Source organism: Imperialibacter sp. (assembly GCF_040222815.1).
Lineage (GTDB): Bacteria > Bacteroidota > Bacteroidia > Cytophagales > Cyclobacteriaceae > Imperialibacter.
Genome location: NZ_JAVKCH010000015.1, coordinates 200,300 through 216,431, shown reverse-complemented (window position 1 = coordinate 216,431; position 16,132 = coordinate 200,300). Strand labels below are relative to the sequence as shown.

Annotated in this window: 4 protein-coding genes; 2 read left to right on the top strand and 2 right to left on the bottom strand. The window is 49.3% G+C overall.

The annotated features are described in order from the left end of the window. The first annotated feature begins 136 nt into the window (after nt 1–136). The gene (locus tag RIF36_RS05435; protein ID WP_350126045.1) at nt 137–697 is read left to right on the top strand and encodes a thioredoxin family protein; all 561 of its coding nucleotides are present in this window, start codon (nt 137–139) and stop codon (nt 695–697) included. Here RIF36_RS05435 and RIF36_RS05430 read toward each other — a convergent pair. Next, nucleotides 694–1,416 carry a response regulator gene (locus RIF36_RS05430; RefSeq protein WP_350126042.1) on the bottom strand — a complete coding sequence of 241 codons (723 nt, stop codon included), beginning with the start codon at nt 1,414–1,416 and terminating at the stop codon, nt 694–696. The two genes, RIF36_RS05435 and RIF36_RS05430, sit on opposite strands and share 4 nt — an antisense overlap. Before the next feature lie 68 nt (nt 1,417–1,484). Continuing rightward, complete coding sequence (locus RIF36_RS05425; RefSeq protein ID WP_350126039.1) at nt 1,485–3,380, bottom strand: ATP-binding protein; 1,896 nt, start codon at nt 3,378–3,380, stop codon at nt 1,485–1,487. A 228-nt stretch (nt 3,381–3,608) separates the two neighbouring features. Here RIF36_RS05425 and RIF36_RS05420 point away from each other — a divergent pair, with 228 nt between their 5' ends. Then, the gene (locus RIF36_RS05420; protein ID WP_350149319.1) at nt 3,609–16,103 is read left to right on the top strand and encodes an IPT/TIG domain-containing protein; all 12,495 of its coding nucleotides are present in this window, start codon (nt 3,609–3,611) and stop codon (nt 16,101–16,103) included. The last annotated feature ends 29 nt before the right edge of the window (nt 16,104–16,132 follow it).

The following is a 16,132-nucleotide window of genomic DNA, read 5'->3' as shown; positions in this document are numbered from 1 at the left end:
TTCGAAGATGCCCATCAAGATAGAGATAAGTGGCGACCCACCCAACAGGGCTTTTTACAGAAGGTAATTTTAGCATATTTCTTCATTTTCAGAACTTTTTGCATGTTTAGGCCTTTATGTAAATAAAAGTCGAAAAATGGCCAGTACTTATTCTACGATGCTCCCGCTGGGAACCAAAGCCCCGGATTTTAAACTTTTAGATACCGCTTCTGACAAGATGGCGTCCCTAAATGACGTCAAAGGCGACAAGGGCACCGTGGTGATGTTTATTTGTAATCATTGTCCCTATGTCATTCATGTATTGGATGAGGTGTTGGCGATTGCTGGCGAATACCAATCGAATGGCATTGGTTTTGTGGCCATCAGCTCGAACGACGTGGTGAATTACCCGGAGGATGGGCCTGAGCAAATGAAAATCAAGGCAAAGGAGAAAGCCTTTTCCTTTCCCTATTTGTATGATGAAACCCAGGAGATTGCCAAAGCCTATCAGGCCGCCTGCACGCCGGATTTTTACGTGTTTGACAGCGAAGTGAAGTGTGTTTACAGGGGGCGGCTTGATGCCAGCACACCAAGAAATGGACAGCCGCTGACTGGAAAAGACTTACGAAATGCGCTGAATGCTGTTTTGCTCGACAATACAGTGGGTGAGGAGGAGCAGCTGCCGTCGATGGGTTGCAATATTAAGTGGAAAAGCTAAGCAGATAGCAGTCTTACAGCGGCAGCCAAAACCAATGACACCATTCCCACTATTTTCTTGTCAATGGCCAGTTTCACGGCCGAGGCCCGACTGTGCACATGAAGTTTCCTGTAGATGTTCTTGATGTGTGTTTTTACGGTATGAGGGCTGATAAAGAGCCCTTCAGCTATACCGAGGTAGTTGTTTCCGTCCACAAGCCGCTGGATTATTTTCACTTCCTGCTCAGAGAGCCCGTATTCCTGAATGGCCTGATCTTTCAGTTTCGAATCCTCGCCGAGGTTTGGGTCTGAACTAATCAAACCGATCATTTTGCGGGCGATAGTTCTCGACATCGGAGCACCGCCCTCCAATAGCTCTTCAATCGCTTTCACAATATTAGCTGGGCTTTCGTCTTTGAGCATGTAACCCACAGCACCGGCTTTCAGAGAGCTGAATATCTTGTCGGGCTGCTCAAACACGGTGAGCATCATCACCTCAATGTCAGGCTGCGACTGTTTAAGGCGGCTGGTCGTTTCTATTCCATCGATGCCGGGCAATTCAATGTCCATGAGAACCACCTGAGGTAGCTCTTTTGCAGTGGGCTGTTCTATTTTGCCGAGAAAATCCTCCCCGGTTGGACTGACAAGTACCAGGTCAATACTCTGGAAATATTTAAAGTTGTCGATGAATCGCTTTCGCAGCGACGGATTATCCTCAACCAAAGCAATACGAATAGCCATAGCTTTTTTTGTTCTGTGTCAAAGGTGGGGTAAAGAACTAATTGGCCCAATACCCAATTTGGGGTAAATCAGACTGTGAGGCTAATTGTGGAACCCTGATCTTTTACGGATGAGATACTAAAGCCCCCTCCAATTTCCTCCATACGTCGTTTCATATTTTCAATGCCATAGTGCTCGCCTTTAGCCATGGCTTCGGTATCGAATCCCACTCCGTCGTCGGAAATTTTTATCACCAGGGAATCCTTCAAGGACAAGTCCAAGATGATGCGACGAGCCTGAGAGTGTTTGGTAATGTTTTGAATACTTTCCTGCACTACCCGTGTAATGTTGAGCGCTTCCCTTGGGGCGAGCTTGTAGGGATAGGCGATGTGGTTGATAATTTCAAACGAAAGATCCGGCCTGTACTTAAGGGTGCTGGAAAGATACCTCTCTATGTGGTCGACGAAATCTGCCAGGGTTATTTCACTCTGATGCAGGCTCCAGATGCTGTCCCGAAGGCTTGTGAGCGTGTCCTGAGCATCTGCCTTCAGACTACTTACTATTTTTTGCACTTCTTCATCTTTTTTGAAACCCTCAATTTGATCCGTAATCTGCAGGCCAGAGAGAATACTTGTCAGCTGAGCGCCTACGTGGTCGTGGAGATCGCTTGAAATGCGTTCTCGTTCTGACTGTATTTTTTGAACCAGCTCCAGTTGCTGCACCCTTCGCTGGAGCTTCAGTCTGTTGTAGCCCAGGTACAAAAGGATAAGCAAAACGACCACTCCACCAATGAATGCGTAAAGCTGGAGATTCTTTTGTTGGATAAGCAAAGCCTGCTCGGCAAGCTGCAAATCTCTGATCTGTATTTCCTGCTCCTTCTTTTCGGTTTCATATTTTGTTTGCATTTCCGCTAGCGCTTCCGACTGTGCTTTCGCATATGAAGAGTCTTTTTCAACACCCCACTTCCTGTATAATTCTGTCGCTTGCTGAAAGTTTCCGGCGGCCACATAATTCAGCGCCAGCGCTTCATACACATTTTCAACCTTGTAGTCTACCTGATCATCCTCTGCCAGCTTCAGGGCTCTATTGCCATATTCAATACCTTTCGATGGGTTTTTGAGCTTGGCGTAAATGTTGGAAATATTGGTCAGGTCGGCTATTTGCATGGCGGTGCCGGGTACTTTCTCACGTATTTTTTCTGCCGTCAAGAACGTCTCCAGCGCCCTATCGTAGTCATCCGCTGACTCGTAAACCGTTCCCAGAATATGCAGACCGTTAGCTTCTGCATGCAAGTTGTTGGTTGCTCTGGCCCGTTCTATACCCCACGTGACAAAGTATTCGGCTGAGTCGTACCGAGACAGGCTACCATAACAAGAGCCGATGTTATTGAGCACCACCGGATGCGGCTCAGGAATTTTTGGCAATGCCTTCTTGAAGTTGGAGATAGCCTTTGCATACTGATGCAGTTCCATAAATACAAGACCAATATTATTGAGAGCAGCCATTTCTCCATAAGGGTTTCCAGCTTCTTCGTGGCTTCTCAGCACGTCATAAAATATGTTGACTGCCTCCTCAAACCTTCTTTTCGATATCAGATAAAGGCCCCTGCTGTTCATGGTGAGGGTGTGGTATTTTTTGTCGCCGAGCGAATCAGAGAGGTGCAGGGATTTTTCGAAATAATATTGAAGTGAGTCTTCGTTTCGGTAGGTCTCGTAATAAATAGCCAGATTATACATGGATCTGGTGAGGCCTGCTGCGAACGCTATGGTCAGTGCTTTTGCCCTGGCCGAATGACTGTACTGGTAGATCTTTTCCGGATTGGAGTAGCGGTATTTTTCGGCCAGCTCGTTGAGGATGTTGATCCGGCTGGTGTCCGGAATATCGGTTTTCAGTACATTTTCAAGACTGTCAATGTAGGCGGGTTGGCTGCTTGAGCTTAGGGAGAAAAAAAGCATCAATGCGGCAAGACACAATTTCGGTCGCATGAAGATTTACGGTATAAGTTGTTGGCTCCGGTAAGATAGGCTTTTATTGGTTTTTTTCCTTTTAGAATAGTACTAATCAAATATTTTGTAAAACAGCCTGCCAGTTGAACGGACTTCTTTTTCGGGAAAAGGTTAGTGTAATATACCCCGAAGACGGTATTTCGGACGGTCTTGGCCTGGTCTAATTTTAGGATGTTAAAATCCAATTAGACCGAAAGACCTGTTGAAATGAAAGCTGTTATCAAGATTTTTATTATTGCCGCCCTGTTTTTTTCATCAATGACTGCCTGGGCGTTACGTGCCGAGAACTTTTCCTCGCCTGACTTAAATGCTCACAATTCTACAGTCGTCCTGTTCACAGGAGAGGGCATAGTTACAGGCTCAGCTACAAGTTCTTTCAACAGCGGATTTGATTTTTCAAGAGAAGAAACTGCAGGCAAAGAGGACGATGCCGATTACCTCGTTGACTTTGTTTTTGTGAGCAATGAAGGAGTGAACCTTGGTAACGAGGGAAGCACTTCGCTTAACTCCACTGGCAGACGGTTTTTGCTAATAGGCACTGGAGATATCGAATCCGTCACAGAAGTGGCTGAAAGAACCGATGCTTCACCCTGGGTGACTGTGTCATGGGATTGGCCTGACGGAACACAGGGAGCCCCAATTTCGGTAGGACAGCTCTGGGGCGTATATACACGTGAAGGCCATTATGCGGTAATGGAGATCACAGGTCTTCCTGATGGCGGATTTGGCACTTCTTTTACATTCGACTACAAATATCAGCCTGATGGGAGCAGGTTTTTTGATGGCGGTGGTTCTTCCGATCCGGAGGTTGTCGTCACCTCACCAACATCAGCCTCCAATTGGGAAATAGGCACCAGCCAATTCATCACCTGGGAAAGTACCAACGTCGACGCCGCCTCCAGTAGTGCAGGTGGGGTTAACCTTTACTACAATACCGGTTCGGGTGATGTGGTGATAGCCGAGAACGTGGATTCTCCTGACGGAGAAAACAGTTATGAGTGGACGGTTACCGGTTCGGCTGTGTCAACTGCCCAGATTAGAGTGGAGGCCGACCAGGATGCGGGCGTGTTCGACCTATCCGATGAATTTACTATTTCTCCACAGGGCGATATCACCATTTTAAGCCCCATTGGCACTGAAGAAAAGAAGTTCGGCGAAACACTAACGGTCTCATGGCAGAATAACGCTACCTATCTCAATTCCAACTACTTCTATCTTCACTATCGTGTGGATGGAGGCAGCTGGTATGCTATTGCGCAAGGAAGTGGAACCTCATTCAATCCTTCGGGTAATCAGATGAGCTACAATTGGACGCTGCCCGATTTGGGAACCAATTTGGACAGCGACATAGAAGTGAGGGTGTGGAACAATAGTCAGGGATACTATGGTTACGGCGCGGCTTTTCGGCTTTACTTTGAATCTTCGCTGGTTGTCGATACTCCGACCGGCGCTGAAGAGAAAAAATTTGGACAAACCCAGCTGGTAGAGTGGACGAACGGCGACCATAAAACCAGTGACTACTTCTACCTGCAGTACCGGGTAAACGGAGGCAGCTGGTATGCCATTACGCAAGGCAGTGGCACGTCCTTCAGCCCTGTGGGTAACCAAATGAGCTACAACTGGACACTGCCGGATTTGGGAACCAATCTGGACAGCGACATAGAGGTGAGGGTGTGGAACAACTCCCGCAATGTTGAGGATATCAGTAGCTCATTCAGGCTTTACTACGAATCTTCCTTAGCTATTGATACACCAACCGGCGCTGAGGAAAAGAAATTCGGGCAAACCCAGCTGGTAGAGTGGACGAACGGGGATCATAAAACGAGCGACTATTTCTACCTGCAGTACCGGGTAAACGGAGGCAGCTGGTATGCCATCACACAAGGCAGTGGCACGTCCTTCAGCCCTGTGGGCAATCAAATGAGCTACAATTGGACATTGCCCGATTTGGGAACCAATCTGGACAGCGACATAGAGGTGAGGGTATGGAACAACTCCCGCAATGTCGAGGATATCAGTAGCTCGTTCAGGCTCTACTTCGAATCTTCGTTGGCTGTCGATATGCCAACCGGCACTGAAGAAATGAAATTCGGACAAACCCAGCTGGTAGAGTGGACAAACGGCGACCATAAAACAAGTGACTACTTCTACCTGCAGTACCGGGTAAACGGAGGCAGCTGGTATGCCATTACGCAAGGCAGTGGCACGTCATTCAGTCCTGTGGGCAACCAAATGAGCTACAACTGGACACTGCCGGATTTGGGAACCAACCTGGACAGCGACATAGAGGTGAGGGTGTGGAACAACTCCCGCAATGTTGAGGATATCAGCAGTCCATTCAGGCTGTATTACGAATCTTCTGTAAGTATTACCTCCCCTCTAGGCGGAGAGTACAAAGCTGTAGGGAGCCCCTTTAGTATTGTTTGGGAAAATGGGGATCACAAAACTTCTGACTATTTCTATATCTACTACAGAATCAATGGAGGGAGTTGGTTATCTGTTGCTCAAGGGTCAGGGACTTCATTCAACCCCGTTGGCAACGTCATGACACGGGCATGGACCATTCCAAATCCTGGCACTGGAGTAGACGCAAACGTTCAAGTGAGAGTTTGGAACAACTCCCGCAATAAAGAAGACATCAGCAACTCGTTTGTTGTTTGTACTAACTGCGAGCCAGTGGCACTTTCGTATCCGAACGGAGGCGAAAGCTTTTTCGTCGGCGATGAGGTAAGCATTACCTGGGCGCTTTCTGACGCCTGGAATAGCTCCGACAATATTGAGCTGAGCTACAATGCAGGAGCTGGCGATCAAACCATTTTTTCTGGAGTGTACTCGGCTGTTCCCGGTGATTCATATGTGTGGACAGTACCCGACGATGTGAGCTCAGAAGTAAAGGTGAAAATCACCAACACGACAACCGCAGACTCCGACGAAAGCGACAGCTTTTTCAGCATTGTTCCCATTCCTGTTCGGGCGGTCGAATTTTCCAGTCCGTCAGGCGATGTGGTGTACCTCGGTGGGTCGGTCGCTGTCGAGTTTTTGCCTTCGGAAATAGCAGATACTGATGTCCTCACTTTTGAGCTATCGACCAATGGCGGTGTAAGCTTCCCCTATACTATCCAAACTGGCGCACTGAATACCCTGGACAATATTGCCGGGTCATATTTCTTTGATTTTGTGCCGACCAATGCCTCGTTTGTTTCTGAGTCGTGCATGATAAGAGCGAAATACGGAACAACCGTTCTGGGCGCTTCCGACATATTTTACATTGCCAGCCCCGCCATTTACAACCTGGCTGTGAGCTACCCTCAGGAAGGTGAGAATGTGCTTGTGTACGACCTGCCGGTTGATATTACTTTTACAAATGACGGGCTGAGCTCTTTTGACATTTACTATATAGTTCCGGGGCAGTCGCAGGTGCTCATCGAAGACGCTATAGATATTTCTTCGGACTACAATGTTACCTACAGTTACACACCTGATTTTGTGGGTGAAAATGCCAAATTCAGAATCGTTGGTGGAGGGCAAACTATCGAAACAGAAACATTTGATGTAGTGTACCCTGTGGTGGCTACTGATGAAGGATACGACCCTGTCAGCCTTGTGGACTTTGGCATCAGGCAGGCTGGAAGCACAACGGTGTTGTCTTATCTGCTGAACGTGACCAACGTTGGTGTAACTGTCACTTCAACAAACCCAGACGATTTTGAGATTTCGCTGAGTGACGAATCCGGCTTTGCAAACAGTTTGGTGATAGCACCTCACGCAGGTATCAGGAGTATTCCTGTGTATGTCAAGTTTGCGCCAGCCACCAATAACGGTGCGCTTTCGCAGGGCGTTTTGAGAAACCGATTTGTCGATTCCAATCTGTCGAACATCGACATTGATGTGAACGTGCAGGGCAGAGCGGCAACCTCCGGGCCTTCACTGGTGCTTTTTGCTCCGGCGGATGCTGTAGAGCTGATCTCAAACAGCGTCACCACCATCAGGTGGGGAAGTACGCTGGTCGATCTGCTCAGCGTTGAGTACTCACTGGATGCTGGTGCCAACTGGTTCCTGATAGAAGACGACCTGTCTGCATCTTTCACAGAGTTTGATTGGCTGGTTCCCGAAGTTGCCTCACAAACCGACGCCATTATCCGCCTTGTGGATCAGTCCGGCGTTGCGACAATCGCCAGTGCAGAAGTATCCATTCTTCCTGCGCCTTCCATTGCTTCACTCACCCTGATTAACATCGGTGCCGACCTTCAAATTGATGGCAGCGGCTTTTCGTCTATTGCCAATCACAATCAGATTATTTTCCCTGGTTTCCCAGATATAACAGCCTACCCAACATCGGCCTCGGCTACTCAGCTGGTGGTGGAAGTGCCTCAAGGAGCGGTTTCTGGCTTCATCAAAGTAAACGTTTCTGGTAAGGGAACGGCTATTTCTCCTGACCAGCTAGTGTTGTCGGGCGTTACACTTACCCCAAGCCAGGGCCAGGTGGGCAACACCATCTTTATCAACGGTAGTGGTATTAATTTCGAGGCGGCCACATCTGTTTCGGTAACATTTACTAATGGCATTTTAGGATCGGTGGCAGCAGCCTCAGTGGTGGTGGAAAGTGATGATTTGCTTTCAGTAGTGGTGCCATCAGGTGTAGAAGCTACTGGTGCAGTAGAGGTGGATGTAGACGGAACCGTTTATACATCCGCACAGGCATTTAAAATCCAGTCGATTGATTTCACACCGAAGACGGCGGGAATCTTTGAAACAGTCACCATTTCAGGTGTCAATACATCGTTTCTTAACAACAACACCCAGGTGTTTATCAATGGCTTGGCTGCGACAGCGTCCGTCGTTTCAAATACCCAAATCAATGTAACCGTGCCTCAGGGAGCCAGCACTGGCAAGGTGACTGTGAGCACCAACAATGGATTCTTCGAGGCATCGGGTGACCTGACGGTGGAGCAACACAAGATCACTTCCTTGTCTGCCACTAAAATTACCAAAGGCCAATCGCTGGTCATCACCGGAGACAATTTTACGGGAGCCAGCTCGGTAAAAATCAACGGAGAGAGCATTACCTACCAGTATTACTACTTCGGAACACCGTATTTCACAATAGACTCTGATCAACAGATCACCGTGCATATTTCGCCGTCTTCCATTGCTGGTACCGGAAAAGTGAGCGTGACCAAAGGTGGTGTGGAGGTCGAAAGTGCTGAAGACCTGACAGTCATTCCAGCCATTACCTCTTTGAGCACACTTCAGGCGGCGCCGGGTGCACAGGTCACAATCTATGGCTCGTACTTCAGTAGTGTTGATAACACGGTATATTTCAATCAGAATAAGCCGGCAGCTATTGTTTCACAAAACAGCTCCTCTGTCACTGTCATCGTGCCGCAGGGCGCTATTGATGGTTCAGTGACTGTCGTTAATAACGATGTATCTCAGCAAGGTGTGTCTTCCGCCAGCTTCGATGTGGTGGCAGCGCCGGTGTTTACGAGCTTCTCTCCTTTGAAAGCCACTTCCGGTCAGGTGGTGACCATCACAGGGCAGAATTTCCAGAGCCCGGCACCGAGCAATTTGGTGGTCAATGGGAACAGCGTCACGTTCAGTGTAGTTGACAACAACACTATCCAGTTTACTGTCCCAACCTGGATGTATGGAGCCGGGAAAGTTGAAATAACAAAAGGCGGAGTTACGGTGGAAGGCCCGCAGCAGTTTACGGTGTTGCCAAAGATCACCTCATTTACCCTGGCCACCGGAGCCGTGGAAGGAGCAAGTGTCTCCATTTCCGGCACAGGCTTTAATCCGACCGCTTCCAACAACCTTGTTACTTTCTACAACAACAAGACAGCTACCATTTCAAGTGGCAATAGCACATTCCTGAATGTGATTGTTCCTTCTGGTGCGGTAACTGGAAAACTTAGGGTGAGTAACCAGTCCATCCTGGAGACTGCCGAGAGTGCCAGCGACTTTATTGTTGTACCTCACGCCATCATTTCGTCATTTGCGCCAGCAAGTGGCCAGGTCACAAAAACAGAGGTGACGATTACCGGCGAGCATTTTAGTAGTCCGGCTGTTTCCGCTGTCAGGTTCAGCGGCACTAACGCCACATTTAGTGTCATTTCTGATACTGAAATCAAAGCAACAGTACCTTCGATTTTTAGCAATGGTGTCATCAGCATCACCAGGGCTGGCGAAACGGTCACGTCCACCAATAATTTTGAAATCGCCCCTGACATCACCAGCCTTTCCGCTTCGACACTTGCTTCGGGAGCCACGCTCAACGTTGGCGGTACTTTCCTTAATGCTGTTTCACAGGTAAAGGTCGGTAACACCGTTGCCACCATCATAAGCAATAACCACTACTACGGCGTGTCGATTGCAGTGCCTGCCATGACTCCAGGTAACTATAAAGTTACTGTGACTAAAAATGGTCTGAGCGATGAGAGCGATGCAGAGCTGACAGTTGTTGCACCGCACACGATCACCAATTTCACTCAGGTAGCTGGGTTGGGCCAGGATGTGACGATCACTGGGACTAATTTTACGTCGCCAGCAGTTACAGCCGTCACGCTCAATGGCGTGTCAGCTGCCATCCAGTCGACCACGGCTACGCAACTTGTCGTGAAAGTGCCCAACGGTATGAACTTCGCAGGCCAGGGCAAGGTGGCCATCACACGTGCCGGACTAATAATCCAGAGTACTTCCGATTTCTACGTCCGCCATGGTATTTCCACCACCTTTAATACCCAGAATTACGTGGTGGATCAGCAGATCACCGTTTCAGGAAACAACTTCTACTATCCTTCTGTCAGCCAGGTCAAGGTGAATGGCGTGAATGCGACCTTCTCCATTGCAGGCGATGGTTCACTAAGCGTGACCATCCCCAACGCCGTGGGGACTGGCAAGGTGGAAGTCATCAAGCCGAGTCCTGTGGGCACGGTGGAAAGCACAACCGACATCACAATAGTGCCAAGAGCAGTCCTTAGTTCATTCAGCCCGACTATCCAGACCATCGGGGGAACGGTTACACTGACCGGCCAGAACTTCACCAGTCCGGCGGTGTCTTCTGTCACCATCAACAATACTTCAGTAAGTTCTTTTACAGTCAATAGCGCCACCGAAATAACGGTTACAGTGCCCAATATTTCCAATTTCAATACGCAGGGTAATGTGCAGATTACGAGAGCAGGCCTCACTCAGTCGCTGGGCACATTTACTGTGAAGCATACTTTTGGCAGCTTGTCGGCGTCAACGGTCACTGCAGGGGCTTCAGTGACAGTTAATGGCACGTTTTTTACCACACCATCCGCCACCGTGACTCTTGGCGGCACAAGTGTGTCAGTGTCGTCCATCAGCGCCAATAGTCTTACTTTTACAGTGCCGACTAACACCACGCCAGGCAGCCATGAAATAGTCCTTACCAGGTTGGGCGAACAGGTGTCTGCCGGAAATATCACAGTGCTGGCGCCACACACCATCGCCTCATTTGACAGCGACAGAAAGGGAAAAGCTGAGACGCTGACTATTACAGGCTCTAATTTCGACAACACACCCCAGGTTTATCTCAATGATGTGCTGGTAAGCTCAACGGTTAACAGCAGCACTGAAATTAGCCTTACGGTTCCGTCCAATATCATCGGAGGGACAGTTTCGCTCAGAATTTTGAGAGCAGGGCTGACCGTATCAGCGTTTGACGGATCGGACGTAGATTTCTCAGGCACAGCTCAGTTCTACATGAAGCCGTCGGTAACTACAGATGTTGCGGCTTCCACCTACGTTATCGGGCAAACTTTGACGCTTAGCGGTAGCAATTTTAGCACACCTGGTGTCAACTCGGTGGTGCTCATCGATGGAGGGAATGAAACAACCGTCCAAAGCACGGTACTAAGTGATAACGCCCTGCAGCTGGTGTTAACGGCCCAAAGCGGCCCGGCCCTGACAGCTGCCAGTTACGATGTAAAGCTACTGAAGACGGTCACAAGCGCCGAAGGTAATATTGAGGTGACGCTCGCCAATCAGCTCACACTGGATGAACAGGCGACAATTACTGAGATTTCGGAGGCAAGTGCCCCGGCAGGCGCCTTCGTCACCATTACAGGGTCTGGCTTTACTGTACCCGACGTTTCTTCTGTTAAAATAAATGGAGCTTCAGTAGGCGTTGGCAACTTCACTGTAAACGACGACAATACAATCACGGCCAAAGTTCCTATGGCAGCGGCAGCTTACGCTGATGGCACTGCTAACAACATCGAACTTGTCAGGGGTGGTCTCACCATTTTCGCCATGGACGAATTCATTGTGGAGCAGCAGATAACAGGTTTCCTGAAATCGGACTTTAGCAATATCAATCCAGCTACCGAAAGGGTGGTAGAAGGGCAGACTATCTACATAGAGGGCAATCATTTCGAAAGCCTGGCCAGTATCAGCAGTGTGACGGTGAACGACGTGGCGGTTACGCCGGTGTTTGTGAATGGCAACAGGCTGCAGCTCATTGTGCCTGCTGGCTCGCAGGGCGTTGGAAAAGTGGCCGTTACCCGCAGAAGTATTTTGGCTGAAAGTGCCCATGCCCTGATCGTTTCCCCGGCAGCGAGTATTACTGAACTCGATCCGGCAGCCAGAATTGCCGGTGGTACGATCACTATCAGCGGAGACCACTTTAGCCTGCCAGACGTAACCACGGTAACCGTCAACGGAGCTGCTGCTACTTTTGACATTCTCAATGATGACAACATCAAAGCAACGGTACCTTCGAATGCCGCTGCGACTGGAAATGTGACTGTGACGAGGGGCGGCGTGACGTCCAATGCAGTTGCCTTTAGTGTCGTGCCTAAGATATTCAGCTTTACGAATACAGGACTTGAAGGAAGCATCGTGACGATCAATGGCTCTCATTTTGGTTCAACCATCGGCACGAATGAAGTTTACTTCACTGGAGCATCTGGTTTTGTGCAGGCCATTGCTTCGAGTGCCAACAACAATAGTCTTACAGTGACCGTGCCTGTTGGAACAATCACTGGCCCAATCAAAGTGATCAACACGGCCTCTGCTCAACAGGTGGTGAGCAGTGCCAACTTCAATTTATTACCTTCTCCCGGAAGCTTGAACATCAATCCAGCCAGTGGGCCGGTTGCCTCCCAGTTCACTATTAGCGGCGTCAACATGAATGGTGCCAATGAGGTAAAAGTAAATGGAGTATCTGCCAATTCATTCACCGTCGACCCTGATGGTACCAGCATTACCGTAACGGTGCCCTCATCAGCAACATCCGGAGAGGTTGTCATCAAAAAGGCTGGGCAGTCGTTTACGGCAGGCACATTTAATGTGACGCCAAAAGTGATCAGCTTCCCTGCTCTGGCAGTGGTAGGCAGCCAGATTACCATCAATGGCAAGACATTTACCGGAGCGACAAGCGTGACAATCAACAACACCGCTGCTACGATTGACCAGATCTCTTCTGACTTCGTCAAAGTAACGACGGTTGCAGGAAATGTGGGTATTGGCAACATCGTTGTAACGACGCCTTCGGGTTCAGGAACAAGCAGCAGTACCATCGAAGTAAAGGGCCAGCCGTCGATTGCCAGCTTCAGTCCTGCGTTAGGTGGTTCTGGTGATGTTGTGACCATTTCTGGCGCCAATCTGTCAACAGTAACTTTTGTAAAATTCAACAATACTAATGCCTCCTTCACAGTCTTCAGCGATAACGAGCTCAGTGCCATAGTGCCTTCGGGAGCTTCGACCGGAAAAATATCGCTGGGATTGGGAGGCATTACCGTACAATCCGTGGGGAACTTCAGCATTGTGCCGAAGATTACCACTTTCACAGCTGCAGCTATTGCAGGTGCCACTATCCAGATCAACGGTACTAATTTCAGTGGTGCCACTCAGGTAGCATTTGCCGGCGCCACGGCCGTGCCATTCTCAGTATCTGCAAGCTCGCTATCGGTAACTGTGCCTGCTAATGCCGCTACTGGTTCACTTACGGTTACTACCCCTTCGGGCACCTCGGCAGCGACAGCCAATAGTTTTGTAGTGCTCCCTTCCATTTCCTCGGGAGGGTTCTCGCCAGCCAAAGGAGCGATAGGCTCTACCTTGATGATAACTGGTGCCGGATTTGTTGCAGCAGATGCTTCGCTGAATGTGGTGAATTTTAACGGCGGGGTAACCGCTACTGCAAGCGCCGCTACAGCATCTGGTTTGACGGTGCAAGTACCGGAAGGTGCCATGACCGGAGCATTGACTGTCACCGTCAACGGAACTACGACCGGGCCTTTCTCAACTGCCTCGTTCGTTATTGTTCCTCAGATTGATGCTGCCGGACTGTCAATTGACGCTGGCTATGGTGGGGAAAGTTTGACAATCACCGGCAAGGGCTTTAGCTCAATCGCAGCCAACAACACAGTCAATTTTGGAGGAGGAGTTTCTGCGGTGCCATTCTCCGCAACGACTACCTCGCTGGGCGTCACCGTTCCGGCAGGGTTTGCGACGGGAGCAATTACTGTAACGTCTTCAGGTGAGGCAAGCGCACCGAGTACGCAAATCTTCATAAGGAAATCGGTTTTGGTGACCGCACCAAATGGTGGGGAAGTAGTCAATTTGGGTGATGTATATCCTATCACATGGACATCGACAGGCCTCGACGACGCTACGCCATTGACTATTGGCTACTCTACAGATGGCGGGGCCAGCTACACTGAAATTGCTACAGGTGTTGTGGGCGACTTCTCAGGTACATTCGATTGGGCTCCCGAGGGCGAACCTACTACTGCCGCCAAAATTAAGGTGACAGTTGATGGCGATAAGGCGTCTGATGAAAGTGATGATGACTTCACGGTAAGAATCAAGCCATTGCTTACTGTGGTTTACCCTAACGGAGGAGAAACAGTTCGCTTTGGGAAGCCCGCAAAAATTGAGTTTACAACAGAAGGGCTCGAGGCAACCACGTCTCTGCTGTTTGAGTATTCTCTTGATAATGGAACAACCTACCAGGAGTTGGGTGTCGGCACTATCGGAGAACTGGCGGGTGTATACGATCTGGTGATGGTTGAGGAATACAGCGATGAGGCGCTTGTCAGGATCAGTACAGAAACCGGAGAGGCTGTAATTGATGTGTCCGACCAAGTTTTCACCAGTTTGCCAAGACCTGTACTGGCTATCACAAGTCCGACTGAAGACGAGACCTTGTTTATTGGTGGATCATATGACGTGACCTGGACAGCACAATACCTGCTCGGTTCGGATGAACTGGAGCTGCTTTACTCGGCGGATGGCGGCAAAACATTTAGCTCAAAAGGAAGCGGTCTTGCTTCGCAGTTAGCCGGTAAAATGACGATTACTGCCGACAATGCTGTTACTCAGGAAGCCCAATTCAAGCTAGTGAATGCCGACAATGACATTTCAGCAACCTCGGCGACATTTAGCGTAGTACCAGCTCCATCCATTGTCGTTACCTCTCCGGAAAGCGGTGAGATCCTTACAGGTGGAGTGGCGAAGCAAATTACGTGGACGACGACTTCTGTTGATCCAAGTGCCGAACTTGTTGTGGAATATTCAGCCGACGGCGGAGCCACTTATGAATCCCTGACCTCAGGAACGGTGGCTGCCCTGAATGGCACCTTCGAGTGGAGTGTGCCTAACGCAGCGACAGCCAGCGGATTCGTAAGGGTGAGAATAGCTGATGGTACAGTAAGCGATACCAACGACCAAGTGTTTGTTGTTCAGGCACAAGTTACCAGCCTGAGTATTTCAGGGCTGCTGGTTACACCGGGTGGCTCCGACGTGAATGTGGCTGAAGTGCTTCTTTACAAAGCCAATGCAGCTGGCGGCTGGGACATTGTGAGCACTGATGAGTTGATACTGGCAGAAAACCGCAATACATTCAGTTTCGTCAATCTTGAGCCTGCCGACTACCTGATTTTTGCCAAGCCTGACCGGGCAAGGTTCCCTAACCTGAGAAATACCTGGTTCGGAAATACGCTCCTTGTAAGGGAGGCTGTTACCCTTTCGCTTTCAGCTACCCGGAGTGATGTTGACATAGAAGTGGTCGAGGTGGCACCTGCACCTACAGGACGGGGTGTCGTGAGAGGTAAGCTGGTTAATACCAGCGGCAACAGTCGGGTAAGTGGCCTTGAGATTGGCCGGATTCTGGATGAGGGAGACCCACTTGCTGGTGTGACAGTCAACCTGCTGAATGCCGCAACCGGGGCTTATGTGACAGACGCAGAAACTGATGAAAATGGCCTCTTCACCATGAGCGGGTTGGTTGTTGGTCAGTACATGCTAAGTGTGGAATTAGCAGGCGTGCCAATGGATTTCGGCTCGGCAGTCATCGACCTTGTTAATGAAACTGATCAAGTGGCCTTAACTGCCATTGTTACAGAAGACGGAACGGTGCTGGTGAGAATTGATGAAGTGGTGGCAGGGATAAACGATCCGCTGGTTGTCGAAAGGCTTGTAGCCTACCCAATGCCGGTGCAAAATGAGCTGACCCTTGAAGTTTCAAATAAAAAGGCTGGCGACGTGAAATTCGTCATCTTTAACCTGGCTGGGTTGCAGGTTTTTGAGTCTCAATATTTGAAAGCTGACAAGGGGGATCACCAATGGATCTTCGACGTCTCCCATCTGAAAAACGGTATGTATATGGGTAAGTTCGTAAAAGCGGAAACCGACGAGATCTTACCTTATCAGATAAAAGTCATGATTGCTAAATAGGCCACAACAACAGTTTTAGGTAACAGCCC

Bases quoted from the DNA above. Each gene is read 5' to 3' on its own strand.
- RIF36_RS05435 (WP_350126045.1), top strand. From the start codon at position 137: ATGGCCAGTACTTATTCTACGATGCTCCCGCTGGGAACCAAAGCCCCG.
- RIF36_RS05430 (WP_350126042.1), bottom strand. From the start codon at position 1,416: ATGGCTATTCGTATTGCTTTGGTTGAGGATAATCCGTCGCTGCGAAAG.
- RIF36_RS05425 (WP_350126039.1), bottom strand. From the start codon at position 3,380: ATGCGACCGAAATTGTGTCTTGCCGCATTGATGCTTTTTTTCTCCCTA.
- RIF36_RS05420 (WP_350149319.1), top strand. From the start codon at position 3,609: ATGAAAGCTGTTATCAAGATTTTTATTATTGCCGCCCTGTTTTTTTCA.